Annotated in this window: 26 protein-coding genes, 1 tRNA gene and 1 riboswitch; of the genes, 19 read left to right on the top strand and 8 right to left on the bottom strand. The window is 69.1% G+C overall.

The window, feature by feature from the left end; all coding sequences use genetic code 11:
* Nucleotides 1–22: 22 nt before the first annotated feature.
* On the bottom strand, nucleotides 23–2,041 hold the full coding sequence (locus tag ABD188_RS09720; RefSeq protein WP_344061179.1) for a TPM domain-containing protein: 2,019 nt from the start codon (nucleotides 2,039–2,041) through the stop codon (nucleotides 23–25).
* Between the two features lie 154 nt (nucleotides 2,042–2,195).
* Here ABD188_RS09720 and ABD188_RS09725 point away from each other — a divergent pair, with 154 nt between their 5' ends.
* From ABD188_RS09725 to ABD188_RS09745, 5 genes are all read left to right on the top strand, one after another.
* Nucleotides 2,196–3,041 carry a DUF3097 family protein gene (locus ABD188_RS09725; RefSeq protein WP_344061182.1) on the top strand — a complete coding sequence of 282 codons (846 nt, stop codon included), beginning with the start codon at nucleotides 2,196–2,198 and terminating at the stop codon, nucleotides 3,039–3,041.
* Nucleotides 3,042–3,196: 155 nt separating this feature from the next.
* On the top strand, nucleotides 3,197–3,931 hold the full coding sequence (trmB, locus tag ABD188_RS09730) for a tRNA (guanosine(46)-N7)-methyltransferase TrmB (RefSeq protein WP_344061184.1): 735 nt from the start codon (nucleotides 3,197–3,199) through the stop codon (nucleotides 3,929–3,931).
* Nucleotides 3,931–5,259 (top strand): MFS transporter, encoded by a 1,329-nt coding sequence (locus ABD188_RS09735; protein ID WP_344061187.1) that lies wholly within the window; start codon nucleotides 3,931–3,933, stop codon nucleotides 5,257–5,259. The genes trmB and ABD188_RS09735 overlap by 1 nt, the downstream gene beginning before the upstream one ends.
* Complete coding sequence (locus ABD188_RS09740) at nucleotides 5,259–6,149, top strand: CPBP family intramembrane glutamic endopeptidase (RefSeq protein ID WP_344061190.1); 891 nt, start codon at nucleotides 5,259–5,261, stop codon at nucleotides 6,147–6,149. Before ABD188_RS09735 ends, ABD188_RS09740 begins: the two co-directional genes overlap by 1 nt.
* 63 nt (nucleotides 6,150–6,212) lie before the next feature.
* Nucleotides 6,213–6,277, top strand: a riboswitch (guanidine-III (ykkC-III) riboswitch).
* A gap of 12 nt (nucleotides 6,278–6,289) precedes the next feature.
* Entirely contained in the window at nucleotides 6,290–6,610 is a 321-nt protein-coding gene (locus ABD188_RS09745; RefSeq protein ID WP_344066993.1) for a DMT family transporter, read from the top strand.
* Nucleotides 6,611–6,836: 226 nt separating this feature from the next.
* Here the strand turns inward: ABD188_RS09745 and ABD188_RS09750 are convergent, their stop codons facing one another.
* Both ABD188_RS09750 and ABD188_RS09755 read right to left on the bottom strand, forming a co-directional pair.
* Nucleotides 6,837–7,784 carry a DUF4432 family protein gene (locus ABD188_RS09750; RefSeq protein ID WP_344061193.1) on the bottom strand — a complete coding sequence of 316 codons (948 nt, stop codon included), beginning with the start codon at nucleotides 7,782–7,784 and terminating at the stop codon, nucleotides 6,837–6,839.
* 1 nt (nucleotide 7,785) lies between these two features.
* Nucleotides 7,786–8,652 (bottom strand): SMP-30/gluconolactonase/LRE family protein, encoded by an 867-nt coding sequence (locus ABD188_RS09755; RefSeq protein WP_344061196.1) that lies wholly within the window; start codon nucleotides 8,650–8,652, stop codon nucleotides 7,786–7,788.
* 115 nt (nucleotides 8,653–8,767) lie between these two features.
* Here ABD188_RS09755 and ABD188_RS09760 point away from each other — a divergent pair, with 115 nt between their 5' ends.
* Together ABD188_RS09760 and ABD188_RS09765 are read left to right on the top strand one after the other, a co-directional pair.
* The gene (locus ABD188_RS09760) at nucleotides 8,768–9,583 is read left to right on the top strand and encodes an SDR family NAD(P)-dependent oxidoreductase (RefSeq protein ID WP_344061198.1); all 816 of its coding nucleotides are present in this window, start codon (nucleotides 8,768–8,770) and stop codon (nucleotides 9,581–9,583) included.
* A 52-nt stretch (nucleotides 9,584–9,635) separates the two neighbouring features.
* Entirely contained in the window at nucleotides 9,636–10,688 is a 1,053-nt protein-coding gene (locus tag ABD188_RS09765; RefSeq protein WP_344061201.1) for a mannonate dehydratase, read from the top strand.
* Between the two features lie 36 nt (nucleotides 10,689–10,724).
* Here the strand turns inward: ABD188_RS09765 and ABD188_RS09770 are convergent, their stop codons facing one another.
* Complete coding sequence (locus ABD188_RS09770) at nucleotides 10,725–11,153, bottom strand: cupin domain-containing protein (RefSeq protein WP_344061204.1); 429 nt, start codon at nucleotides 11,151–11,153, stop codon at nucleotides 10,725–10,727.
* Nucleotides 11,154–11,255: 102 nt separating this feature from the next.
* Between ABD188_RS09770 and ABD188_RS09775 the strand changes: the two genes are divergently transcribed.
* Nucleotides 11,256–11,642, top strand: a complete 387-nt coding sequence (locus tag ABD188_RS09775; protein ID WP_344061207.1) for a glucose-6-phosphate dehydrogenase — start codon at nucleotides 11,256–11,258, stop codon at nucleotides 11,640–11,642.
* Between the two features lie 74 nt (nucleotides 11,643–11,716).
* Here the strand turns inward: ABD188_RS09775 and ABD188_RS09780 are convergent, their stop codons facing one another.
* The 4 genes from ABD188_RS09780 to ABD188_RS09795 form a co-directional block, all read right to left on the bottom strand.
* Complete coding sequence (locus ABD188_RS09780; RefSeq protein ID WP_344061210.1) at nucleotides 11,717–12,154, bottom strand: SRPBCC family protein; 438 nt, start codon at nucleotides 12,152–12,154, stop codon at nucleotides 11,717–11,719.
* A gap of 72 nt (nucleotides 12,155–12,226) precedes the next feature.
* Nucleotides 12,227–12,352, bottom strand: coding sequence for a hypothetical protein (locus ABD188_RS09785; RefSeq protein WP_344061213.1), 126 nt, complete (start codon nucleotides 12,350–12,352; stop codon nucleotides 12,227–12,229).
* Between the two features lie 146 nt (nucleotides 12,353–12,498).
* Nucleotides 12,499–12,574: transfer RNA gene (locus tag ABD188_RS09790), tRNA-Arg, on the bottom strand.
* Between the two features lie 43 nt (nucleotides 12,575–12,617).
* Nucleotides 12,618–13,427, bottom strand: coding sequence for an SGNH/GDSL hydrolase family protein (locus ABD188_RS09795; RefSeq protein ID WP_344061217.1), 810 nt, complete (start codon nucleotides 13,425–13,427; stop codon nucleotides 12,618–12,620).
* Nucleotides 13,428–13,563: 136 nt separating this feature from the next.
* Between ABD188_RS09795 and ABD188_RS09800 the strand changes: the two genes are divergently transcribed.
* The 11 genes from ABD188_RS09800 to rho all read left to right on the top strand — a co-directional run bounded on the left by ABD188_RS09800 (nucleotide 13,564) and on the right by rho (nucleotide 26,099).
* A complete protein-coding gene (locus ABD188_RS09800) occupies nucleotides 13,564–14,424 on the top strand; it encodes a transglutaminase-like domain-containing protein (protein WP_344061219.1) in 861 nt (286 codons plus the stop codon).
* 62 nt (nucleotides 14,425–14,486) lie between these two features.
* Complete coding sequence (locus tag ABD188_RS09805) at nucleotides 14,487–14,813, top strand: ArsR/SmtB family transcription factor (protein ID WP_344061221.1); 327 nt, start codon at nucleotides 14,487–14,489, stop codon at nucleotides 14,811–14,813.
* The gene (locus ABD188_RS09810) at nucleotides 14,810–15,718 is read left to right on the top strand and encodes an SRPBCC family protein (RefSeq protein ID WP_344061223.1); all 909 of its coding nucleotides are present in this window, start codon (nucleotides 14,810–14,812) and stop codon (nucleotides 15,716–15,718) included. Before ABD188_RS09805 ends, ABD188_RS09810 begins: the two co-directional genes overlap by 4 nt.
* Before the next feature lie 78 nt (nucleotides 15,719–15,796).
* Nucleotides 15,797–17,461, top strand: a complete 1,665-nt coding sequence (gene argS, locus ABD188_RS09815; RefSeq protein WP_344061226.1) for an arginine--tRNA ligase — start codon at nucleotides 15,797–15,799, stop codon at nucleotides 17,459–17,461.
* A gap of 5 nt (nucleotides 17,462–17,466) precedes the next feature.
* The gene (locus ABD188_RS09820) at nucleotides 17,467–18,291 is read left to right on the top strand and encodes an LmeA family phospholipid-binding protein (RefSeq protein WP_344061229.1); all 825 of its coding nucleotides are present in this window, start codon (nucleotides 17,467–17,469) and stop codon (nucleotides 18,289–18,291) included.
* Nucleotides 18,292–18,389: 98 nt separating this feature from the next.
* Nucleotides 18,390–18,671 carry a hypothetical protein gene (locus tag ABD188_RS09825; protein WP_344061232.1) on the top strand — a complete coding sequence of 94 codons (282 nt, stop codon included), beginning with the start codon at nucleotides 18,390–18,392 and terminating at the stop codon, nucleotides 18,669–18,671.
* A gap of 239 nt (nucleotides 18,672–18,910) precedes the next feature.
* Nucleotides 18,911–20,398 (top strand): diaminopimelate decarboxylase, encoded by a 1,488-nt coding sequence (gene lysA / locus ABD188_RS09830; protein WP_344061235.1) that lies wholly within the window; start codon nucleotides 18,911–18,913, stop codon nucleotides 20,396–20,398.
* A complete protein-coding gene (locus ABD188_RS09835) occupies nucleotides 20,395–21,756 on the top strand; it encodes a homoserine dehydrogenase (protein WP_344061238.1) in 1,362 nt (453 codons plus the stop codon). The genes lysA and ABD188_RS09835 overlap by 4 nt, the downstream gene beginning before the upstream one ends.
* 1 nt (nucleotide 21,757) lies before the next feature.
* Entirely contained in the window at nucleotides 21,758–22,846 is a 1,089-nt protein-coding gene (gene thrC, locus ABD188_RS09840; RefSeq protein WP_344061241.1) for a threonine synthase, read from the top strand.
* On the top strand, nucleotides 22,843–23,802 hold the full coding sequence (gene thrB, locus ABD188_RS09845) for a homoserine kinase (protein WP_344061244.1): 960 nt from the start codon (nucleotides 22,843–22,845) through the stop codon (nucleotides 23,800–23,802). Before thrC ends, thrB begins: the two co-directional genes overlap by 4 nt.
* A 173-nt stretch (nucleotides 23,803–23,975) precedes the next feature.
* Nucleotides 23,976–26,099, top strand: a complete 2,124-nt coding sequence (gene rho / locus ABD188_RS09850; RefSeq protein ID WP_344061247.1) for a transcription termination factor Rho — start codon at nucleotides 23,976–23,978, stop codon at nucleotides 26,097–26,099.
* Nucleotides 26,100–26,133 lie beyond the last annotated feature (34 nt).

The raw sequence follows: 26,133 nt of genomic DNA on the forward strand, positions 1-26,133 counted from the left end.
CTGCGGCGTACGGCGCGTGCGGTCAGAAGCGACCACCCCCTCGGCGGCCGCGGGTTCCGCCGCCGCCGAAGCTGCCAGGACCTGATCGGCCGCCGGAGGATCCGCCGCCGAACATGCCGCCGAGTCCGCCGGACGAGCGGCCGCCGCCGCCGCCGAGCATCGAGTTGATGACTATTCCCCCGAGCACAGCGCCGAGCATTCCGCCGCCGCCGCCCGATGACTGTCCGCCACCGAACATCCCGCCCATGCCGCCCCCGGCGCCGCCGAATGCACCGACGTCGGTCTGCGCGAGCTGGATGGCGGCTCCGGCGAGCTGGTCGGCGCGCTGGGCCTGCTGCATCGCCTGCTGCGGATCGTTCTGCTGCAGCTGCTGGGCGCGAACGAGCGCCGCACCCGCCTCGGCCAGCCGCGTGCGTGCCTCGGCGCCGACCGCGCCGCGCCGCGCGGTGATGTAGTCCTCGGCGGCCGAGACCTGCGCCTGCGCCTGCATGATCAGCTGCCCGACCATCTGGCGTGCGCGCTGCGCCTGTGCCTCGGCATCCCGCACGCCGGCGACGACCGCGTCGATCTGCTGGTTCGCCGCTTCGAGCGCCTGGAGCGTCACCAGCGGGCGCTTGGCCCCGCTCGCGAGATTCGCCCGCGCAGCGTCGATCTGCTGCCTGGTCGCGGCGATGGCGGCAGCGACCCGCCCATCGGTGTCGGGGAGCGTACCCGCGACCGTGACGTCCTGCTCGAGTTCAGCGATGAGTGCGGCGGCGTTGGATTCGCCGGCTGCGAGGTCGGTGGCGAGCTTGTCGATCGCGCCCTCGAGCAGCACGGCCTGCGCCACGGACTCCTCCGCGGCGCGGATGCCGACGGCCGCTTCGCCACCCTTGCCCTGGCCGATGGCGGTCTGCGCGGCCGTGAGCTGCTCGTCCGCGAACGCGATGCGCTGGCGCGCCTGCTCGGGGTTGTCGGCGATCATGGCGAGGGTCTCGGGAGCATACTGCGCCGAAAGCGCCTGGAGCCGGGCGGCGGCGCCGTCGAGGGCGGCGGCGGCCTGCTGACGCTCGCCCTGCACTCGCGCGAGAGCCTCGGGCGCGTTCTGCTCGAGCTTGCGGAGCTCGTCGAACGCCGCGGCCTTGTCATCGAGCCACGCATTGGCCTGCTCGCACAGCTCGATGATGCGGGCGTTCCAGGCGCGGGTCTCGTTCTCGGCGTCCGGCGTGGCGTCATCGAGCTGCTGCTTCAGCGTGAACGCCTGAGTCAGATTCTCCTGCGCGTCCGCGAGCGCCTTCTCGAACTCGACCGTTGCCGCGTCTCCGAACTGGGCTTTGGCGAAGCCGAGTTCCTGCGTGCTCGTCTTGACGGCGTCATCCGTATCGACGAGGGCCGACGACGCGCGGCGTTCGAGCTCCGCGGTGTCGATCTGCTCGACCTGCGGTGCGCCACCGGCCCCGCCGGTGGCAGCCTTCTTGCGCCGGCTTCGGATGATCAGCCACACGACGAGGGCGATGGCGGCCACCACGATGATGAGGACGATCACTCCGGTGGGGAAGCCCCCCACGCCACCCGATCCGCCTCCGGAATCGTTGAGCTCGGATTCGAACGTGTCGGCTGCCGCATCCACGGCGCCGGCATAGTCGCCGTCCGTCAGGAAAGGCTTGGTGGCGGCTTCGACCGCGGTCAGGGACTGCTCGCTCATGGGACCGCTCGAGTCGGCCGAGAGGTAGTACTGGCGCGACTCGGTCGCCACCGCGAGAAGGTACTGGGACGGGCCGAGGCCGCCGAGCTGAGCCACGGTGTCGGCCCACTGCTGACTATTCTCGGGGTTGGTGAACTCGTCGACGAACACGACGTACAGATCGGTGCCGGTCGACTCGTAGAGCTGCGTGAGCCGGTCTTCCGCAGCGGCCGTCTCGGTGGGGTCGAGCGCCTCGACCTGATCCACCACGTGTCCCACCCCGAGTTCGACCGGATCGGTCGCCCAGGCCGCGCCCCCTGCGGACACAACCACAGCCACCAGGACTGCGGTGAGCGCCACCGCCCATCGCGCACGCATCGATCGCCTCCCTGGAAGCAGGAATCCTGCCCCCACGCGAGTCTATGCAGGCGCGGCGGGGGCACGGTAGTGCGCGCACCGGCTGCGGCGTGGCCGCGGGTCGCTGCACGGCGTGCCGTCGAGCGGCGGGTAGCCTTGCCGATCCGGAGGGCACATGGACGATCGCTACAGCACAGACGTGCTGGCCGCCGGGTGGCGCATGAAGCACACCCGAGAGCTGCCGCGAATCGAGGCGTCGCGCGGGCTGGTGGTCGAGGTCGCGGACGACGGCTTCTGCGGTGCCGTCGTCAGCCTCGCATCGGGCCACGTCGAGCTCGAGGATCGGCACGGGCGTCGCCGCCTGTTCCCCCTCGGACCCGGATACCTGGTCGATGGAGCTGACGTCGTGCTCGTGGCGCCGGCTGTTGTTGTCGCAGCGGCGAGCGGTCCCCGCCGGACGGCCTCTGGATCGTTCGCGGCGACCGACGCGAGAGCCCGCACCGCCCGCGCCAGCCGGATCTTCGTCGAGGGACGCCACGACGCCGAGCTCGTCGAGAAGGTGTGGGGCGACGACCTGCGCGCCGAGGGAGTCGTCGTCGAATACCTCCAGGGCATCGATCTGCTCGAGGCCGTACTCGACGACGAGCCGCCCTCCGCGGATCGGCGGTACGGCGTGCTCGTCGACCACCTCGTGGCGGGGTCGAAGGAGTCGCGCATCGCCGACGCCATCTCGCGCGGGCGGCATGGCGCGCATCTGAAGATCGTCGGCCATCCGTGGATCGACGTATGGCAGTGCGTGACGCCTCAGGCTCTCGGCATCCCGCAGTGGCCCGAGGTGCCCCGCGGAACGGAGTTCAAGGTGGGTGTGTGCCGCGCACTCGGCTGGCCGGCACGGGATCAGGCCGACATCGCCCGAGCCTGGCAGCGGATCCTCGGCGCCGTCTCGAGCTATCGCGACCTCGAACCGGCCCTGCTCGGGCGCGTCGAAGAGCTCATCGACTACGTCACCGAGCCGGGCTGACCCCGGTCACCGACCCCGGGCCGGTCGTCGAGCCCGAGCCGGTCGCTGAGCCCGAGCCGGTCGCTGAGCCCGAGCCGGTCGCTGAGCCCGTCGAAGCGTCCAGCAGCCCTTCGACGAGCTCAGGGACCGCCTGCGTCTCCCGTTAGCCTGGACGGGTGCCCCACGCCTCCGAGGAACCCCGCGGCTTCCGGGACAAGCCGGTGTCGTTCGTCCGGCGCAGCGGCAGGATGACGGATGGCCAGGATCGGGCGTGGATCGACCTCGCTCCCCAGTACGAGATCGTGGCGCCGCGGGATGCCGCGGCCACCAGTGTGCGCCCGGATTCCGCCGTCGACCCCACCGAGGTGTGGGGACGTGCGGCGCCGCTGATCGTCGAGATCGGCTCGGGTCAGGGCCACGCGATCGTGCATGCCGCGGCATCCCGCCCCGATGTGGACTTCCTGGCCGTCGAGGTGTTCAGGGCAGGACTGGCGCGCACGATGCTCGATGCCGACCGCGCAAACGTGCGAAACCTGCGGCTCGTCGAGGCGAACGCGCCGGAGGTCCTTCAGCACCTGCTGCCCGCGGCATCCGTCTCGGAATTGTGGGTCTTCTTCCCTGACCCCTGGCACAAGAACAAGCACACCAAGCGTCGGCTGGTGACCCCCGAGTTCGCGTCAATCGCAGCCGCGGCGGTGTGCGCGGGCGGCGTGGTGCGCCTCGCGACGGATTGGGAGGACTACGCGCGTCAGATGCGCAGCGTATTCGACGACGCGCCCGAATTCACCCGCGACTTCACAGACGAATGGGCGCCGCGCTTCGACGGACGCGTGCTGACCGCCTTCGAGCGCAAGGGAGCGCGCGCCGGGCGCGACATCCGCGACCTCGCCTACCGTCGAAGGGCTGCGTGATGAGCGATTACCGCGACCCCGAGGCAGAGACACCGCTGCCGGTCCCGTCGATCGGCCGGCCGTCGCCGGAGGTCCATGAATCCTGGCGTGTCCTGCGGCCGCTCGGCTATCGCGACTTCCGCGTGCTGTTCGGCGCGGTCGTGCTCTCGATCTTCGCGGCCGGCATGTGGGCGGTCGTCATGGTCTACTCCGTGATCGGAGCCGGAGGAGGACCGCTCGACCTCTCGGTCGTCGCGGCGTCGAACGCCACGGGCCTGCTGCTGTGCGCGATTCCCGGCGGCATCGTCGCCGACCGGGTGTCGCGGCGGCTCATCGTCCGGCTCGTGGAGCTGGTCAACCTCCTCGCGATCACCTCGGTGGTCGTCGTCGGGTGGATCGGTGTCGTCACCATCCCCCAGCTGGCGATCGCCGCGTTCGCGCTCGGCGCCGGGGCGGGCTTCTTCTTCCCGGCGTACAGCGCGATGCTGCCGCGCATCCTGCCGGCGCAGCAGCTGCTCGCGGCGAACGGGCTCGAGGGCGCGATCCGTCCCGCGCTGCAGCAGGCAGCGGGGCCTGCCGTCGCGGGCGTGATCGTGGCCGCAGTCATGGTGCCGACGCATGCCGCCGTGGCGATCGCGATCGCCCACGCCCTCGCCCTCGCGCTGCTGCTCTTCCAGCGCCCGGAGCCGGTCCTCGACCGGCAGGAGCCGTCGGGGTCGGCGAAGAGCGTGTTCCACGACCTGAAGGAGGCCGTCGTCTTCACGGCGAAGACGCCGTGGCTGCTCTGGACGCTGCTCTACGCCAGCGGGTGGGTGCTCGTGTTCGTCGGACCCGAGGAGGTGCTGCTGCCCTTCATCACGCGAGAGCGCATCGGCGACGATCCGCGCTGGTTCGGCTTCCTCCTGGCGGTGTACGGCCTCGGCGGGGTCATCGGTTCGATCGTCGTCTCATCGCGGCCGCTGCCGCGGCGCTACCTCACCGTGATGAACCTGGTGTGGGGCGTGAGCACGCTGCCTTTCGCGATCATCGGGGTCACGGACCAGTACTGGGTGATGCTCGCGGCGGTCTTCGTCTGCGGCTTCGGATTCAGCTACGGCAACGTCATCTGGGGCACGCTCCTGCAGCGGCGCGTTCCGACCCACATGCTGGGGCGCATCTCGAGTCTCGACTTCTTCGTCTCACTCGCACTGATGCCCCTGTCGATGGCGCTAGCGGGTCCGCTCGCCGAGGTGGTGCCGATCCCGGTCATCTTCCTGGTCGCGGGATTCCTGCCGCTCCTGTTCGGCCTCGTCGCCATCGTCGCGGCGAAGATGCCGCAGGACGAGATCGCCCACCCATTGGACCGCTGATGCCTGCCCACTCCGATCCCGTAGCTGCCCGGACGCTCCCCGAATGGTCGTGGGCACTCCTGCCCGCGCTGCTCGTGTGCCTCGCGGCCCCGGCGTTCTTCGTCGTGCGTGTGCCGTGGCTCGGCTGGGCGCTGCTGGCGGCGGGGCTCGTGGGCGCGCTTCTCGTCCGACGAGCGGATGCCGGTGGCCCGGCGACTGCGGACGACGCACCGGACACCGGCATCCGCAAGCCCAGTCTGCTGCGCGACCTCTCACTCATCGCGATCGGACTTCTCATCGTGAGTGCGATCCCGCTCGCTGCGCGGCTCGACGACTTCGCCTTCGTCCGGTTCGGGCTCGCCCTCGGCGGCGCGGTCGTCGTGCCGTACGTCATCTCGCGGTGGGTTTTCCGTGACCGCGCCATCGCGTTCCCGTGGCGCGGTGGGGGTCGGTGGACGACGTTCCAGTGGTCGTGGCTCGCCGGTGTGCTCGTTCTCGGCTGGCTGATCCTGCCGTTCTACTTCATCACCACCGGGGTCTATCAGAACTGGCCGGTCGTCGACACCCCGCAGCTCATCGCGCGCCTCTTCGTCGGCGTCGGAAGCGTGGGCATCTGGGACGAGCTGTTCTTCATCTGCACGGTGTTCGCCCTGCTGCGGCGCCACTTCCCGTTCTGGCAGTCCAACATCCTGCAGTCGATCGTGTTCGTGTCGTTCCTGTGGGAGCTGGGCTACCAGGCGTGGGGACCGTTGCTCACGCTTCCGTTCGCACTGCTGCAGGCCTTCATCTTCATGAAGACCCATTCGCTCGCCTACATCGTCACGGTGCACCTGCTGTTCGACGCGGTCGTCTTCCTCGTGCTCGTGCATGCCCACAACCCCGGGATGCTGGACTGGCTGTTCGTCGTCTAGAACTGTCCCGGCCGTGCCCGGTCCCTGCCCAGGGCTTGCCCAGCGGGTCCCGGTAGTGTTCAAGACGGATCCCCACCCGGATCCCCGGACGACGGATCAGTACCCGGTGAGCGAAAAGACTGGCCGTGGAGGTCAGTCCCGTGTCGTGGGTCATCCTTGTCGTATCCGGCATCCTCGAGGCCGTGTGGGCCACCGCGCTCGGCAAGTCCGAGGGGTTCACCAAGCTCTGGCCGAGCATCATCTTCGGCGTCTCGCTGCTGGCCAGCATGGCCGGGCTGGCGTACGCGATGCGTGAGATATCGACCGGCACGTCATACGCCGTGTGGGTCGGAATCGGCGCATCGCTGACCGTCGCGTACGCGATGTTCACGGGGGAGGAGCCGTTCTCGATCGTGAAGCTGCTCCTCATCCTCGGGCTGGTCGGATGCGTGGTGGGGCTCAAGCTCGTGGGTCATGAATAGCCGCGAGCGCCGCTCGCAATCTCACCTTCAACATGATGTCGAAGTGACTTCACGATGAACTCTTGACGAACGATTCTTCGTGAGTATCTTTGGTTCTGCAGACGGAAAACGGAGACGAGGAACCCGCAAGGGAACCGGACACAGAGACCAAAAGTTGCAGATGATCGCCCCGAGACCTCGGTCCCGGGGCGATCTTATTTTCGCCCTGCGCGGCCTTCGCCGCCGCTCAGACCGCGGGCAGCGCAAGCCTCTGAATCGAGGTCGTCAGGGTCAGCGACTCGCCGCCGGCGATCTCCGTGCCGGGGCCACCTCTGCGGCGCCGGACTGCGTCGCCCTCGCCGGGGATCACGTTCGCCGGCTCGATCGCGACGGCATATAGACGGCGGAACCACGGCCAACCGGTCGACGCGTTCGCTTCGATCCACATCCATGCGTGCGGGAGCACGGTGAGGTCCCACGCGAGCCTGACCGCGAAGCCGCGCGCCGGGCTGCAGAACGTCGCCTCGGGCGCGGCGAAGTCGGTCAGCGCGGCGAACAGCGAGGATGCCGACCCCGGGCCAGGCAGACGGATGCTGCCAGGAACCGGTCCGCGGGGAAGCACCTCATCCGGGCGTCCGGTGACGTCGGCGTCGGCCAACGTGCCGGGTGCCGCCGCATCCGTCACGATCGTCGCGGCCGAGGTGAGCACGTAGCTCTCGTCGTCGAGGAACGGGGTGCCGAACGCGGGATGCTGCACGATGCGGGTCTGCACCGGATCGGGCGAGAGGTTCGAGAGGACATCCGTCACCGTCAGCGCGTCGCCCGTCACGGTCACCGACCGCCGGATTCGCAGGGGCGCGGTCATCAGGTGCGTCTCGAGTTCGCAGGACGCGGCATCCTGAGCGATCACGTCCCACACGGCGAGCGATGCCTTGCCGTGGTACCCCTGTCTGGCTCCGCCGTGCTCGCGCTCGGGTCCGGCGTTGGGCACCAGCAGCTGCCACCCGCCGGGATAGCCGTGCAGCCACCGGGCCATCGAGTCCGTGGCCGGCACCGAACCGGCGTTCACACGACCGGTGGGGGACTCCGCCAGCAGCGGCGTTCCGGTCGCAAGGTCGACCACCTGGACGATGTCCGCTCCTCGTTCGGGGGTGATCGTCGCCTCGAGGGCGTCCGATGTCAGCGTGATCGGCATGTCAGCCCCGGAATGCGGCCGTGGCGAGGCCGATCGCGCCGAGACCCTCGACGCGGAAGATCGAGCCGGCGTCGGCGTCGTCGACCGGATCGAGGTGCTGAGCAGCCGAGGTCACCCAGAGTTCGTCGAGCTGCGGGCCGACGAAGGCGCACGATGTGGTCTGCGATGTCGGCAGGGCGACACTCCGCAGCTTGACCCCGTCGGGCGTGAACTCATGCACCGCCGACCCGGAGTACTCGGCCACCCACAGGTGGCCGAGGCTGTCGACCGTCAGCCCGTCGGGCAGCCCCGTCGGGAACGCGTCGGCGCCGACGAGGATCGACCCTGCCGAGGTGAGAGTCCCCGACCGGGGATCGAAGCCGAAGCGCAGGATGACGCGCGCCTGCGTCTCGACGAGATAGAAGACGCTGCCATCGGGACTCCAACCCAGCCCGTTCGGAAGGGTGAGGCCGGGCAGGATGAGCGTCGCCTCCCAGTTCTCATCGAGCCGCCAGAGTCCCCCGAGCCCTTCGGCGAAGCCCATCTCGCAGCTGCCCGACCACAGGCGGCCCGCGGCGTCCGTCTTCGCGTCGTTCATCCGTATCCCGTCGGGCAGGATGTCGAGGCGACGATCCACATCGCCGGCCGGATCGAGCCCGACGAACCCGCTCGCCACGGCCGCGACGACGCCGCCTTGCGACCGCGGAGCAACTGCTCCCACCATCTCCGGGTATCGGATCACCCGCGTGTCGCCGCTCACGAAATCGGTGAGCAGGATCTCGCCCGAGATGATGTCGACCCAGTGCACCCCGCCGCTCGAGGCATCCCAGACCGGTCCTTCGCCGCACTCCGCCCGCCTCGACACCGCGATGCTCACGTGTTCCGACATCCACATCTCCCTCGATGGTTGATCCACGGACCGACAATCTCATCATGGTCGACTGGCGCATTTGCCGCTCCGGGGTGCTGTGATTGGGGGACCAGCAAAACGCGAGGGAGCGGGCATGAGCGAATCCGGACGGGTTCACGACGGAAAGGTGGCGCTCGTCACCGGCGGGTCCCAGGGCATCGGTCAGGGGGTCGCGATGACCCTCGCTCGGCGGGGCGCATCGGTCGTGGTGCACGGGCTCACCGAGGACTACGTCGACGAGACCGTCGCTCTGATCAGAGAAGCCGGCGGCAGAGCGATCGGCTCGTTCGGACCGATAGATCAAGAGCAGACGAGCACGGATGCCGTGGCCCGCGCGATCGAGACGTACGGACGTCTCGACCATCTCGTCACCGCGGCGGGCATCCAACGTTACGGCGACGCCGTGGACACCCCGATCGACACGTGGGACGAGGTGTTCGCCGTGAACGTGCGAGGCGTGTTCCTCGCCGCGCGCGCGGCGCTGCCCCACATCCGCCCGCGGCGCGGCACGGTGACTCTGATCTCGTCGGTGCAGGCGACTGCGACGCAGAACAATGTGGTCGCGTACACCGCGAGCAAGGGCGCGCTGAACGCGCTGTGCCGTGCCATGGCGGTCGATGAGGCCGCATACGGGGTGCGGGTCAACTCGATCGCACCCGGCTCGGTCGACACTCCTATGCTGCGGACGTCCGCCGCCGCATGGTCGGACGGATCGCCGGAGGGCATCGAGCAGACCATCGCGAACTGGGGGACGATGCACGCGCTCGGGCGGGTCGCCCGCCCCGACGAGATCGGCGAGGCCGCATCGTTCCTCGCGAGCGATTCCGCCGGCTTCGTGACCGGATCCGAGCTGCGCGTGGACGGTGGCCTGCTCGCGCGTCTCGCCGCTCCGCTCCCGAGTCGCGACTGATCGCCCAGCCCCACGACGCACCTCCGCCGAACGAAAGATGGGACCCAGACCGATGATCCAGCTGAGCGAATTCCTCCCACCGCGTCCCGAGGAGTCGTGGAAGCTCATCCGCCAGGTGGGCGTCGACACCGTCGTCGGCGTGCTCAACGGCGCCGAGCAGGACCAGCGCATGTTCGCGTCGGTCGGTGCCGGCGGATGGAAGGCCGACGATCGCACTGAGGTCCCGTGGAGCGAAGCGGCCCTCTCGCACAACATCCAGACATACGACGAGCATGGCTTCACCCTCGTCGCGCTCGAAGACACGGCGCCGATCGACAAGGCGAGGCTCGGCGTCGAGGGGCGCGACGAACAGATCGACCAGGTGATCACACAGGTTCGCGCGATGGGGCGGCTCGGCATCCCGACCCTCGCCTACAACTGGATGGCGCTGTCGAGCTGGGGACGCACCGACATCGCGATCGCTGACCGCGGTGGCGCCCTCGTCACCGGCTACGACCGCGCGGACGCACGGGCGTGGGGTCCGCTGATCGAGGAGGGCGAGGTCACCCACGATCAGATGTGGTCGGCTCTCGAGTACTTCCTGAATGCCGTCGTGCCCGAGGCCGAGGCTGCCGGCGTCCGCCTGGCGATGCATCCCGACGACCCGCCGCAGCCGGTCGACCGCAACCTGCCGCGGATCATGAGCTCGGTGGAGTCCTTCCGCCGGCTGCTGTCACTGCATCCGTCGGAGAACAACGGCATGACGTTCTGCCAAGGCAACTTCGCCCTGATGCCGGAGGTGATCGACGGGACGACCTCGATCCCGGAGCTCATCAGGGAGTTCGGCACCGCACAGATCCCGTTCGTGCACTTCCGTGACGTCAAGGGAACCGTGGAGCGGTTCCAGGAGACCTTCCACGATGCCGGCCAGACCGACATGCCGGCGTGCATGGAGGCGTACTACGACATCGGGTTCGCGGGTCCCATGCGGCCCGACCACGTGCCGACACTCGCGGGCGAGCTCAACACCCGTCCGGGGTACGAGACCCTCGGCCGACTCTTCGCGATCGGGTACATCCGCGGGTTGGAGCAGTCGACGTACGGGCATCCCGCCGGCCGGTCCTGATCCCCGCCGCGTGAACCGCCGTGACGCGCAGCCGCGTCACCAGGGTGACGGACGATCCTCGTCGCGCTCGCTGTCGTCCGGAAAGTGCGGCAGCTCGTAGCCGCCCGCTCGGATGCAGAGCCAGCGCAGCTGCTCCGGGCTGTCGGGCACACACCGCCAGGTGCGCCACACGCCCTGCCCGACCCGCACGACGGTTCCGGCGCCGACGTCGACGACATCGGCATCGAGCCCCATCTGTCCTTGCCCCGAGAGGAACACGTAGAGCTCCTCGACCCGCGCGTGCTGATGCCAGTATCCGGCTTCCTCGCCCGGCTCGAACGCGTTGGCGGTCATCCCGATGTATTGCATCGTGAGGTCGTGGTCGACCACACGCCGGCCGTCCCGCGAACTCGTCGGACGGAAGCCGCCGTAGTGCTCGCGCCACTCGTCGAGTCCGCCCATCTCCAGCACCTGATAGTCGCTCACGAGGTCACAGTAGCGGCTCACCTCCCCCCTCGGCCCGCCCACCGGTGACAACCACACAGCTGGACGTGCGACCATCGAGTGACTCCCACGAAGGGCACGACAATGAAGGTCGCCAAGACAGCTGACTGGCGCGACGCCGTCGGATTCGACTCACCGATGCTGGTTTCGGACCTGGTGCCCGGCGAACCGACGCGGTGCTCGGTGTGCGGCAACGACTCCGAGCCGCTGAGCCGGACGGAGCTGTGGGCGGTCAAGCACCGGCATCCGCACCACCACGACGGCTACGTGCGCTTCTACTGCGTGGACCACGTGCCGCGAGCGGACCACACCTTGACCCGGACCGCCCCGACCGCGACCCGGGGCGAGCGCCGACCGCCGGTCAGGCGCACCCCGGCGGCCAGCGACACGGTGCGCGCGATGTGCCCGGACTGCTTCATCGAGATCTCGGCGACCGGTCTGTGCGGAAACTGCGGCCAGCAAGTCGCCTGATCGCAAATCGGCGGTGACCCTCCGGGCCGCCGACCGGCCCACATCCGGAACCCGCTGCGGGATGTCGCGGACAGCTAGCCGGCGAGGAGGCGGTCCAGTTTTGCGAAGGTGCGTCGCCAACCTTGCGCGTGGTCATGATCCGACCCGCCCCGGAGCTCGCCGTGCACGAAACGCATTCGCGTTCCGGTCTCATCCGCCGCGAACACGACATTCACTCGTGATGGGGTGTTGGTTTCGCTGAGCCACGACCAGGTGAAGTCCAGCTCCCTCATCTCCGCGACGTGGAGGTACTCGCCGGTGCAGGTGTGCACGTCACCGCTGGAATCACGAAATGAGATGACGAAACGGCCGCCGGGCCGGACGTCGAGCGCTGCCGATGTCACGACGCCGTCGGGATCCGAGCCCCACCAGCGACGCACGACCGCCGGATTCGTCCATGCGTCCCAGACGACTTCCTGGACAGCATCGAAGTGGTGATGGACGGTGATCGATGATGCGGGCTCCTCGGCCATGCGACGAATGCTATCGCCGCGGTATCCACGTGGGCACACCGAGGGCGAAATGCCTGATCGAAGCTGGTTTCCTCACTGCTCGAGCATGACCCGCTCACTGATGCAGGGCGCCGCCGAATAGCCGCCGTTGAACTCGGCCTGCGAGACGCGACCTCCGCCGACGGTGCCATGGAACCCGAAGCGGAAATCCGAGGGCATATCCCACGAGATCGACGGCCGCTCCCTGGTGATCGCCGGCTCGACCTCGGCCGAAGGTCACGCCCATCCAACCCGGTTGGGCCGTGACTGCCATTCCAGAAGAAAGGGATCGCGAGTCCTGAAGACCCTCGATCCCTTGTCCCGACTGGTGCCCCCGACTGGAATCGAACCAGCGGCCTTTGGTACCGGAAACCAACGCTCTATCCCCTGAGCTACGGAGGCGTACCGATCGAGATTACCACCCGCGCCGCGTGCTCCCCGCCGCCTACGGCGCGACGAGCTCGTCGTCGAGCGGGGCGTCGGCGACGACCTCCGCGCCTCCGGCAAGTGTGTCGAGGACGGCCGCAAGACGATTCGCGAGATACGCATGTCCACTCGTGGACGGGTGGTCGCGGCCCGCGCGGTTGTCGATCAGCTCGGCATAGTTCTCGGGCGTGATCCAGTCCTCGGCGATCGGCGAGATGTACCACCAGCCGCGGGCGGCGGCGAGTTCGGCGAGGTCGCCATCGATCCGCGCGGTCGCCTCCTCGACGGGAAGCACCTGGGGAGCGGGTCCGAGGACCACGATCCGCGCATCCGGGTACAGGTCCTGGAGAGCGTCCCATACGGCGGTGACGGCCTCGCGATATCCGCTCGCGGGAAGCCGCCTGTCGTTGATGGACCCCTCGACGATGACCAGGTCGGGATCGAGTGCCGGGTCGAGCGCGCCGATGCGTTCGCCGTAGGTGCCACCATCGATTCCCGTCTTCAGGTACCCGCTGCCGCGGACGCCGTCGATCACGGTGTCCCAGCCTTCCGTCTCGCTGATGCGGTATGCGAAGCCGAGGGTCGGAACGATCGCGGCGGATCCGTACACCCACGAGTCGCCGAAGATCAGCACGCGGGCCCCGTCGGGAAGCGCGAGGGGGGCCGGAGCAGCTGCTGCGACAGCCGGTGAATCCGCGCCGGCGACCGGCACGGATGACGCTGTCCAGGGCCGCCATGCGGCCACTGCGCACACCAGCGCAACGGCGATCGCGGCGCCGACGATCGGCAGCCACGGACGCCGTGCGCGGAGGCGTCCGGGCGCGTGCATGGATAGAGATTACGTCACCTGATCGGCCTCCCAGACCGTGCCCCGTCCGGCCGGCTGGGACCGCTCCCGGAACCCTCGTGCACAGGCTGTGAGATCGCCGTGCAGAGCAGCCGTTCCGGCATGCGAGGATACTTCGGTGCAACGCATCCTGACCGCCGAACTCGACCTCGATCTGGGGTCCTCCGTCGACCTCATATTCCAGGTCACCGCGGCCCAGGGAGTGCCCCTCGTCAGCGAGCAGTTGACCTTCACACAGGGCGAGCGCGTGTACACCCCGACCGAGATCGTCGACCAGTCCGGCAGTCGCCTTCACCGACTCACCGGCGAGGCCGGACGCCTCGAGGTGCGCTACCAGGCGACGGTCGACGGCCAGACCTCGACCACCCGCACGAGCGACCTCGAAGCCATCACGTACCTGCGTCCCAGCCGGTACTGCCAGTCGGATGAGGTCTTCCAGCAGGCGCGTCGCCAGTTCAAAGGGCTGCAGGGACACGACCTCATCGCGGCGGTCTCGGACTTCGTCGCGACGAGCACCACCTACACTCCCGGGCTCAGTCACGGCACCGACAGCGCAGTGACGACCCTCATGACAGGCCAGGGCGTCTGCCGGGATTACGCCCACGTCGTCATCGCGCTCCTGCGCGCCATGGACACGCCGGCCCGTTACGCCGCCTGCTTCGCACCCGGCCTGCAGCCGATGGACTTCCACGCGGTCGCCGAGGCCTACCTCGACGGCGCGTGGTACGTGATCGACGGCACGCGTCTCGCGAATCGCCGGTCGCTGGTTCGCATCGCGACAGGGAGGGATGCCGCCGACTGCGCGTTCCTCAGCTACCACGGAGGCTACGTCGGCCTCGAGCGCATGCGTGTGGATGCTGCGGTCATCCCGGATGCGGCACTCGACATCGACGGGCAGCCCGAAACGCTGTGGCCGGATGACGCAGACCCTGCCGATCCCGCGTTGGACGACTTCACGACGCTCGTGCAGCTCGCCTGAGCCCTTCCGACCTTTTCATATCAGCTCTTGCTGATATCAGTATCCGCTGATATAAATGTGGAGTGCATGCGCTCGACGTCCTCGGTGATCCGGTCCGGCGACGCCTGGTCGAATTGCTCGCGCAGGGCGACCGCGCATCGGGCGACCTGACCGAGGTGATCCGCGACGAGTTCGGGATCAGCCAGCCGGCCGTCTCGAACCACCTCAAAGTGCTGCGCGATTCGGGTTTCGCGCGGAGCGCCGCGGCCGGATCGCGGCGCATCTACTCGCTGTCGGGTGAGCGCATCGCCGAGGTGCAGTCCTGGGCGGCTGAGCAGCTGCTCTTCTGGGGCAATCGACTGGACGCGCTCGACACCGAACTGCATCGCCGAGGCAAGGAGACGTTATGAATGCCGAAGACCCCTTCGTGCGAGCACTGACGGGAGACGACGAGGAGCAGACGGTCACGCTGGTCCGGCACTATCGGGCGCCGCTCGCCGCGGTGTGGAGCGCGCTCACGACACCTTCGCGGATCGCACGCTGGTACGGCACCATCACGGGGCCCGAGCCGCGCGCCGTCGGTGACCGATTCGCCGTCGACATCGGTGGGGGGATGGTCCGTCAGGCGCAGATCGCGGCATGCGACGCGCCGACCGCGCTGAGCTACACCTGGTGGTCCGGAGACCACGACCCGGGTCTGGTCCAGCTGCGTCTCGAGCAGGTCGGCGATGCCGAGACCAGACTCAGCGTGCAGCATGACCGGCTTCGACCTCATCGGACGGTGCAGTACGGCGCAGGGTGGGAGAAGAACCTCGTGGCTCTCGCGGATGTCGTGGGTGCACCGGTCGGCGAGTCCGAGGGAGCGGCAGTCGGCGCCCGGCGATGGGAGATGCTGCGAGAGCGTCCGCTGCAGGTCGCGCTGTCGATCGAAGCTCCCGTCGCGCGGGTGTGGGCTGCGTGGTCGACCGGCGAAGCGCTCGCGGGCTGGTGGTGGAATCACTGGGACGACGTGACGATCGATGCCGACGTCCGGCCTGGCGGCGGCTACCGGATCGTCGCCGAGCGGCATGGCATCGCGGTGTCGGGGGAGTATCTGGTCGTCGACCCGGAGCACCGCATCGCGTTCACGTGGATCTGGACTGACGATGACGGCGCGAGCAGCGACGAGGCGGTCGATGTGACGTTCCGCGAGCGCGCGGGTGTCACCGACGTGGTCGTCCGACACACCGGACCGTGGGATTCGGATGCTCCCGCCGATTCATACCGGCAGGGGTGGGAGTTCGTGCTCGCCGAACTGTCCCGCAAGGTCGTCTGACCCCGCCGCCGCAGGGCCCGCATCGACCCTGCTGGCGCCGCGGGAGCGGATACCGCGTCGAACTAGACTTGACGAGCCATGAATCCCGACGCCCTCGCCGCCGCCCTGCTCGCCGTCATCGTCCCGCTTGCCGAGGCGCGACGCGAGGGTTCGACGGACGGTCTGACCGTCGCGGATCTGCCGCTCGACCGGCCGAAGAACCGCGACCACGGCGACTGGGCCTCGAACGCGGCGCTCAAGCTCGCGAAAGCCGTCGGCGTGAACCCCCGCGAACTCGCCGCCGAGATCGCGGCTGGACTCGAGGCCGTGCCGGGCATCGCGAGCGTCGAAGTCGCAGGCCCCGGCTTCATCAACATCCGGCTGGATGCCGCGGCCGCCGGCGCGCTCGCGAAGACGATCGTCGACGCCGGGGCATCCTTCGGCAGGAACGACTCGCGTGCCGACGAGATCATCAACCTCGAGTTCGTGTCGGCGAATCCCACGGGGCCGATCCACCTCGGTGGCACGCGATGGGCTGCTGTCGGCGACTCGCTCGCCCGCATCCTCCAGTCCCAGGGTGCTTCCGTGACACGCGAGTACTACTTCAACGATCACGGCGCACAGATCGACCGCTTCGCGCGGAGTCTGGTCGCGGCCTATGAGGGCGCGCCGTCGCCCGAGGACGGCTACGGCGGCGCCTACATCGCCGACATCGCTCGGCGGGTGGAGCTCGCGTATGACGGCGACCTGGCCGCACTCAGTCCCGCGGAACGCCAGGAGGCGTTCCGCTCGATCGGCGTGAACTTCATGTTCACCGAGATCAAAGCGAGCCTCCACGAGTTCGGCGTCGACTTCGACGTCTACTTCCACGAGAACGAACTCCACCAGTCCGGTGCCGTCGAACGCGCGGTCGCGCGACTGCGCGAGCTCGGCCACATCTTCGAAGCCGACGGTGCGACGTGGCTGCGCACGACCGAGTTCGGCGACGACAAGGACCGTGTCGTCATCAAGTCGGACGGTCAGCCGGCCTACATCTCGGGCGACCTGGCGTACTACCTGAACAAGCGCGAGCGCGGCTTCAATCGCTGCATCATCATGCTCGGCGCCGACCACCACGGCTACGTCCGGCGACTGATGGCGATGTGCGCGGCGTTCGATGACGAGCCCGGCGTGAACCTGCAGATCCTGATCGGGCAGCTGGTCAACCTGGTGAAGGACGGCCAGCCGGTGCGCATGTCCAAGCGCGCGGGCACGGTCGTCACCATGGAGGATCTCGTCGAGATCGTCGGGAAGGATGCCGCGCGCTACGCGCTCGCACGCAGCTCTGCGGACTCGAACCTCGACATCGATCTGGACGTGCTGCAGAGGCGCACGAACGACAATCCGGTCTTCTACGTGCAGTACGCGCACGCCCGCACCCACAACGTCGCCCGCAACGCGGCGGCATCCGACGTGGACCGCTCGGAGTTCGCACCCGAGCTGCTGACCCACGAGACCGAATCGGCCCTGCTCGGCGCGCTGCAGGAGTTCCCGCGCATCGTCGCCTTCGCGGCTGAGGTGCGTGAGCCTCACCGCGTCGCGCGGTACCTCGAGGAGCTGGCCGGGCTCTATCACCGCTGGTATGACAACTGCCGCGTCATCCCGCTCGGCGACGAGCCGGTCGAGCCAGTGCATCGCACGCGTCTCTGGCTCAACGACGCCACCGGTCAGGTGCTCCGGAACGGCCTCGATCTCCTGGGCGTCGACGCCCCCGAACGGATGTAGGGACCATGAGCGCAGGCGACACCCAGCCGACACAGCCCATCCCCGGCGAGTGGGCGATCGCCGAGGCGCCTGCACCGCGTCGTCGGCATCGCGTGTGGCCGTGGATCGTCGGCTTCGTGATCGTCATCGGCCTCGCGGTCGTCGCGTGGTTCGCCGCCGAAGCACTCGCGAAGAACCTGGTCACCAAGACCATCCGCGACGAGGTCGTCACCCAGCTCTCGCTGCCCGCCGACCAGGACGTCGACGTCGAGGTTGCGGGGGCCGTCATCCCGCAGCTGATCGCAGGGAGCTTCGGCGAGATCACCGTTGCCTCCGATGATGTGGTCGTGGACTCGTTCTCCGGAGACGTCGTCGTCACGGCCACGGACGTTCCGATCCGGGGCGGTGAGCTCGGCGGCGCGACCGCGACGGTCACGCTCGACGAGGACCAGGTCCGTCAGCTGATGTCGACCGTGGACGGCTTCCCGGCCGACTCGCTCGGTTTCGCGGCGCCCGACCTCACCATGCAGACCGAGCTCTCGCTCTTCGGCATCGCCGTGCCGGTGGGTGTGTCGCTCACTCCCAGTGCTGTCGATGGTCAACTTGTGCTCTCGCCGTCCTCCTTGCAGGTCGCGGGTGCCACGGTCACGGCGAGCGGCCTCCAGCAGCAGTTCGGGGCGGTGGCGGATGCGGTGCTGCGCGACTGGCCGGTGTGCCTCGCCCAGTACATTCCTGCAGGGATGACGCTGACGGATGTCGCCGTCGACGGCGACGTGCTCGTCGCCGACTTCGACATCGACGGGGGCATCATCTCGGACCCCGCCCTGCAGGCGACAGGTACCTGCGGCTGACCTCGCCGTCCACCCCGCCCGAGGGCGGCGGGTGGCCTACCGGCACGATCGCGGCGGGTTTACCATTGCGGCCAGGGGAGCGCTTTCAAGGAGTTTCCATGGATACCGGGACCATCATCGGAGCTGTCGTCCTGTTCCTCATCGGGGTGGCGCTCATCATCATCGGGATCAGCTTCGTCGCGGACATCCGCCAGGGCTTGGGCCCCGGCGCCGAGGCGGCGGTCTCCGAATCGCCGGGGCGGCCGAACCAGCGTGCGCGCACCACCTACACGTTCCTTCGGGTCGAAAGCCGGACGGTGGCGTGGATCATCACCGTGATCACGTTCCTTCTGGGGCTCGCCGCCATCGTGTGGGGGATCGTCCTCCTCGCGACCGGCTGATCGCCGGCGGCACGCCGACACGGCCGATCGTCGGGCCGATGCTCCGCCACGCCTGCGACTCGGACGACGCTTCCGATCGGGAGCATCATGCGGGGTGCCCTAGACTTCATGGACTGCCCGGCGCGTGCGTCCACCGGCCCCGGCCGTCGGACTCGACGCGAAGCCCGAGCATCGAAATCCCGAGCCGATCGGACTCTCCGGACGGCGTGCGTCGAAGCTCCCAGTGATTGGTCCCCTGTTTGTCCGCCGCCTCGCAGCCCCGCACGCTGGCCCCGTCGTGGCTTGTCGTGCCGGATGACGCGAACGGGCTCGCACCGGCTGTCTGGCCGTCCGGTGCCGACCGTGACGACGACGGCGTGCTCCGACTCGGCGGCATCGCCGCGACGGAACTGGTCGAGCGATTCGGCACTCCGCTCTACGTGCTCGATGAGGACGATGTGCGACACCACGCCCGTCGGGCCCTCGATGCCTTCCGCGCCGCATCCGCCCTGCACGGCGTCCAGGCCCGCGTGTACTACGCGGGCAAGGCGTTCCTCTGCACCGAGGTCGTCCGGTGGGTGACCGACGAGGGACTTGCGGTCGACGTGTGCACCGGTGGCGAACTCGCAGTCGCGCTCGCTGCGGGCGCGGATCCGACCCGACTCGGATTCCACGGCAGCAACAAGAGCGCGGCAGAGCTCGAACGGGCCGTTGAGGTCGGCGTCGGGTCGATCGTGATCGACAGCCTCCTCGAGATCGAGCGCCTCGGAGCGATTGTCGAGCGCCGCGGCGCCACTCAGAATGTGCTCCTGCGCGTCAACAGCGGCGTGCACGCCGAGACCCACGACTTTCTCGCCACCGCCCATGAAGACCAGAAGTTCGGGTTCGCCCTCGAGGATGCGCCGGCCGCGGTCGCGCGCATCCGCGAGGTGACAGGTCTGTCGTTCATCGGCCTGCACTGCCACATCGGCTCGCAGATCTTCGGCGCAGCCGGTTTCGAGGAGTCGGCCGCCCGGATCGTCGAGCTGCACGCGTCCCTCCTCGGCGGCGGCGCGATTCCCGTCCTGAACCTCGGCGGAGGGTTCGGCATCGCCTACACCGCGGCCGACGACCCGACGCCCATCGAGGAACTGGCGGCCCGGATCGCCGACGCCGTCGCACGCGAGTGCGAGGTGCGCGGCATCCCCATGCCACACCTCGCCTTCGAACCCGGCCGCACCATCGTGGGGCAGGCCGGCGTGACACTGTACGAAGTGGGGACGACCAAACCCGTCGTGCTCAGCGAGGGCGTGACGCGGCTCTATGTCAGCGTCGACGGCGGGATGAGCGACAACCCCCGCGCAGCGCTCTATGGCGCGCAGTACTCGGCGCGGATCGCCTCGCGCGAGAGCGCTGCCGCCCCGGTGCTCGCCCGCGTGGTCGGCAAGCACTGCGAATCGGGTGACATCGTGGTCGACGCGGAGTACCTGCCCGGCGACATCGCCCCGGGTGACCTCGTCGCCGTCCCCGCGACAGGTGCCTACTGCTTCTCGCTCGCGAGCAACTACAACTACGTCCCCCGACCGCCCGTCGTCGCGGTGCGTGGGGGAGAGGCGCGCGTCATCGTGCGCGGCGAGACGGTCGACGACCTGATCGCCCGCGACGCGGGCGTTCACCAGACCTCGATGGAAGGGACCAAAGTGCCTGTACTGAGCGAGCGGCGCTCGTTGAGCGAGCCCCAGGCGAGACGAAACGCAGAGCCGAAGTGACCGACTACCGCCGCCTGCGCGTCGCGCTTCTCGGCGCCGGAGCCGTGGGCTCGCAAGTCGCATCGCTGCTGCGCAAGCACGGCGACGAACTCGCCGACCGCGCCGGAGCCACTCTCGAGCTGGTCGGCATCGCGGTCCGCGATGTCGATGCGCCCCGTGACGTCGACCTCCCGCGCGAGCTCTTCACGACGGATGCCGAGACGCTCATCATCGGCGCCGATATCGTGATCGAGCTCATGGGCGGCATCGAACCGGCGCGGGAGTATCTCCTGCAGGCGATCAACTCGGGTGCCGACGTCGTGACGGCCAACAAGGCGCTGCTTGCGACCCACGGCCCGGAGCTCTTCGACGCCGCCGATCAGGTGGGCGCCCAGGTCTACTACGAGGCGGCCGCGGCAGGGGCCATCCCGATCATCCGGCCGCTGCGCGACTCTCTCGCGGGCGACCGCGTGCAGCGGATCATGGGCATCGTCAACGGCACGACCAACTACATCCTCGACCGCATGGACAAAGAGGGCGCCGAGCTGGGCGACGTGCTCGCCGACGCGCAGCGCCTGGGCTACGCCGAGGCCGACCCCACGGCCGATGTCGAAGGCTACGACGCGGCGCAGAAGGCGGCGATCCTCGCGAGCCTCGCGTTCCACACCACCGTGCCGCTCGAGATGGTCCACCGCGAAGGCATCACGGGCATCGACAAGGCGACGATGGATGCCGCGCGCCACGCCGGCTACGTCATCAAGCTGCTGGCGGTGTGCGAGCGTCTCATCGGAGAGCCGGATGCCGCGAGCGGCGCAACGGGCGCTTCCGCGTCTCGCGAGGCGATCTCGGTGCGGGTCTACCCCGCGCTCATCGATCGGGACCACCCGCTCGCCAGCGTGCACGGCGCGAACAACGCGGTGTTCGTGCAGGCCGAAGCCGCAGGAAACCTGATGTTCTACGGCGCCGGCGCCGGTGGTGTCCAGACGGCCTCGGCCGTGCTCGGCGACGTCGTGTCAGCCGCCCGCCGGCACATCGCGGGCGGAGTGGGTGTGGGCGAGTCCACACGTGCGAACCTGCCGATCGTGCCGATCGGGCGGGTCACCACGCGGTACCAGATCACTCTCGAGGTCGACGATCAGCCCGGCGTGCTGGCGACGGTCGCCGGCATCCTGAGCGGCGGACGCGTATCGATCGCCACCGTCGAGCAGACGGTCGAGCGCGACCCCGACCACGACGGCGAGGAGGGCACGGGCGTCGCCCGCCTCGTCATCGGAACTCACAAGGCCTTGGAGCAGGACCTCAGCGACACCGTCGACAAGCTCGCCGCGAGCGGGGTCGTCGAACGTGTCGTGTCGGTGCTGCGTGTGGAAGGAGACTGAAATGGCACATGTCTGGCGCGGAGTCCTCCGCGAGTACGCCGACCGGCTCGGCGTCACCGACGCCTCGACCGTCGTCACCCTCGGCGAGGGCGGCACGCCGCTCCTGCCGGCACCGGCCCTGTCGCGCCTCACCGGCACGGACGTCTGGGTGAAGTTCGAGGGGATGAACCCGACGGGTTCGTTCAAGGACCGCGGCATGACCGTCGCCGTCTCGCGGGCGATCGAGCACGGCGCGAAGGCCGTCATCTGCGCGTCGACCGGCAACACATCGGCGTCCGCCGCTGCGTATGCGGCGCATGCGGGCATCAAGGCCGCGGTGCTCGTGCCCGAGGGCAAGATCGCGATGGGCAAGCTCAGCCAGGCGGTCGCGCACAACGGCGAGCTGATCCAGATCCGCGGAAACTTCGACGACTGCCTCGAGATCGCCCGCGAGCTCGCCGACCACTATCCCGTGCACCTGGTCAACTCGGTGAACCCCGATCGGATCGACGGTCAGAAGACGGCGGCGTACGAGGTCGTCGAGACGCTCGGCGACGCGCCGGACTTCCACTTCATCCCGGTCGGCAACGCCGGCAACTACACCGCCTACTCGCGCGGCTACCGCGAAGAGGCCGAACGCGGCATCTCCACCCGCATCCCGCGCATGTTCGGATTCCAGGCCGCAGGCTCTGCGCCGCTCGTGATCGGCGAGGTGGTGAAGCATCCCGAGACGATCGCCAGCGCCATCCGCATCGGCAATCCCGCCTCGTGGGACCTCGCGCTCGAAGCGCGCGAGGCCACGGACGGCTGGTTCGGCGCGATCGACGACGACCGGATCCTCGCCGCCCAGAAGCTCCTCGCGGGCGAGGTCGGCATCTTCGTCGAGCCCGCCTCTGCGATCAGCGTGGCCGGACTGCTCGATCGCGTCGAGGCGGGAGTCGTCCCCGCGGGCGCTCGAGTCGTGCTGACGGTGACCGGCCACGGGCTCAAGGATCCGCAGTGGGCGCTGCGCAACGCCGACGGCTCGCAGGTGGAGCCGACGGTCGTCGATGCGACCACGTCCGACGTGGCATCCGTTCTGGGCCTGGTGGCTGTGGCGGCGGCCACGTGACTGCAGCCGCGGCTTCGCTCCCTGAGCTTGTCGAAGGGCGCACCGTCGTCGTCCGAGTGCCGGCGACGAGCGCGAACCTCGGTCCCGGGTTCGACACGCTCGGCCTCGCGCTGAGCGTGTACGACGAGCTGGTCGTGACCACGCTCGCCGAGGGCGAGCTCGAGATCCACGTGTCGGGTGAGGGCGCGGCCGACGTTCCGCGCGATGCATCGAACCTCGTCGTCCGATCGATCGCCTTCGCGTTCGAGGCCGTCGGTCGACGCCTTCCGGGCCTGCGCCTCGAGGCGCGCAACGTCATCCCGCACGGCCGTGGCCTCGGGTCGTCCGGCGCGGCTGTCGTGTCGGGCCTGCTCGCGGCGAAGGGGCTCCTGGAGGGGGAGGCCGAGTTCGGGCCCGACACGCTCCTGCGCCTGGCCACAGAGCTCGAGGGACACCCGGACAACGTCGCACCCGCTCTCTTCGGCGGTTTGACGATCGCCTGGCTCGACGAGCACGGACCGCAGCACAAGAAGCTGCTCGTGCACCGCGGTGTTTCGCCGGTCGTGTTCGTCCCCGAGTTCACGATGTCGACGAGCGTCGCACGCAGCCTGCAGCCCCTTCAGGTGCCCCGTGAGGATGCCGTCTTCAACGTGTCGCGGTCGGCTCTCCTCATCGCCGCCCTGACGCAGAGCCCCGAGCTGCTACTCGCCGCGACGGAGGACAAGCTCCATCAGAGCTACCGCGCCCAGGCCATGCCGCAGACCGACGTGCTCGTGCGGGCTCTGCGCCAGGCCGGCTTCGCCGCCGTGGTGTCGGGAGCCGGACCGAGCGTGCTCGTACTCGCCGACGGACCCGGCCGGCGCCTGGAAGCGGCAGAGCTCGCGGCCACCGTCGGGAACACCCCGTGGGAGGCGCACATGCTCGCCGTCGACTTCAAGGGTGGTACAGTGAGGGGGTACGCGGAGGGTTCCACGTAGTACGTGAATCTGGCCTCCGTCGCAAGTCTGCGAAACCACCGAATAGGCCCCCCACCCGCTGACGGTATCTAGCTGTCGAGGGTCCCCGAGTTCATCGAGGGGTTGGGCAGATGCCTGCCATGCAGCGCATCCGTGTGTTCGTGCAAATCCATTCGTTTCACAAGGGAGTACTCGTGGAGTCCATCTCCGAGGTCCACACCGACGCACTTTCCGACGATCGGGCCGAAGCGCCCGACAGCGTCGATGCTGTCGAGACCAACACCGAGACCGCGGCGGAGACTGCCGCCGTCGAAACGCCGGCCGAGAACGCAGAGCCGACCGAGAACGCAGAGCCGGCCGAGAACGCAGAGCCGGATGCAGACGCACCGGTCGAGAGCGTCGAGCTCGCCGCCGGCGCCGAGGCCGATGTCGAGCCGCAGGATGCCGCAGACGCGGCCGTCGTCGACGCACCGGCCGACGGCGCTCCGGCTGAGGCCGATGCAGCTGTCGTCGTGGAGGCCGAGCCCGCCGCCGATGCCGAGCCCGTTCCGGCCGTCGCGCCCGTCGCGAAGGCGCCGCGCAAGCGCGCGCCGCGCCGCGCCAAGAGCACCGACGTCGTCGAGGCGCCCGCCGCCGACGAGGCGCCCGCCGACGAAACCCTCGTCGCGGACGCAGCCCCCAGCGAGGCGCCCGCCGAGACCGACGTCGAAGCCCCGACAGAGGTCGAGACGCCCGCTGAGTCCGAGGCCGAAGCCACCGTCGAGGCCGAGACGCCCGCGGACGGCGAAGGCGACGACGAGTCCGGCGAGGGTGCAGACCAGTCCGCCGATGCCGCGTCCGACGAGACGCCGAGCCGCAGCCGAAGCCGCAACCGCAATCGCAACCGCAACCGAGCGCAGGGCTCCGGCCAGGGCGGTCAGAACGCTCAGGGAACCCAGAACGCACAGGGAAGCCCGAACGCCCAGGGCGGTCAGAACACGCAGGGCAGCCAGGGTGCCCAGAACAACCAGGGCAGCCAGAACGCGCAGAACCAGGGTCCCGATTCGGATGACGACGGCGCGCCGGGCAGTGCCCGCAACCGTCAGCGCAACAAGCGCCGCATCCAGCCCGGTGACGAGTTCGAGACCGAGATCGGCGAGGACGACATCCTCATCCCGATCGCCGGCATTCTCGACGTGCTCGACAACTACGCATTCGTGCGCACCTCCGGCTACCTGCCCGGCACCAGCGACGTCTACGTCTCGCTCGGCCAGGTCAAGAAGTACAACCTCCGCAAGGGCGACGCGGTCGTCGGCGCGATCAAGCAGCCGCGCGAAGGCGAGCAGTCCAGCCGCCAGAAGTACAACGCGCTCGTGAAGGTCGACTCGATCAACGGCCTTTCGGTCGAGGATGCCGCGACCCGCGTCGAGTTCGGCAAGCTCACGCCGCTCTACCCGCAGGACCGCCTGCGCCTGGAGACCGCGCCCGAGAAGCTCACGCAGCGCATCATCGACCTCGTCGCGCCGATCGGCAAGGGACAGCGCGGCCTCATCGTCGCGCCGCCCAAGGCCGGCAAGACGATCGTGCTGCAGCAGATCGCCAACGCCATCGCCACGAACAACCCCGAGGTGCACCTCATGGTGGTTCTGGTCGACGAGCGCCCGGAAGAGGTCACCGACATGCAGCGGACGGTTCGCGGCGAGGTCATCGCCTCGACCTTCGACCGCCCGGCCGAAGACCACACCACGGTCGCTGAGCTCGCGATCGAGCGTGCCAAGCGTCTGGTCGAGCTGGGCCGCGACGTCGTCGTGCTGCTCGACTCGATCACGCGCCTCGGCCGCGCCTACAACATCTCGGCGCCGACCTCGGGTCGTGTGCTGACCGGTGGCGTGGACGCATCCGCGCTCTACCCGCCCAAGCGCTTCTTCGGCGCTGCGCGCAACATCGAGAACGGCGGATCGCTCACGATCCTCGCGACGGCCCTCGTCGAGACCGGCTCCAAGATGGATGACGTCATCTTCGAGGAGTTCAAGGGCACCGGCAACAGCGAGCTGCGCCTGAGCCGTCAGCTGGCCGACAAGCGCATCTTCCCGGCGGTCGACGTCAACGCGTCGAGCACCCGTCGCGAAGAGATGCTGCTGTCCGCCGACGAGGTCAAGATCACGTGGAAGCTCCGCCGCGCGCTCGCGGGTCTCGACCCGCAGCAGGCCCTCGAGGTCGTGCTCGGCAAGCTCAAGGAGACGTCGTCGAACGTCGAGTTCCTGGTGCAGATGCAGAAGTCGATCCCCACCCCGACCGGCGGCGGTCACACCCACTCGCACGACAACAGCATTCGCTGATTCCCGGCGGGAGCCACCCATCGTGTCCGACTCC

This window comes from Microbacterium pumilum, from assembly GCF_039530225.1.
GTDB classification, from domain to species: domain Bacteria; phylum Actinomycetota; class Actinomycetes; order Actinomycetales; family Microbacteriaceae; genus Microbacterium; species Microbacterium pumilum.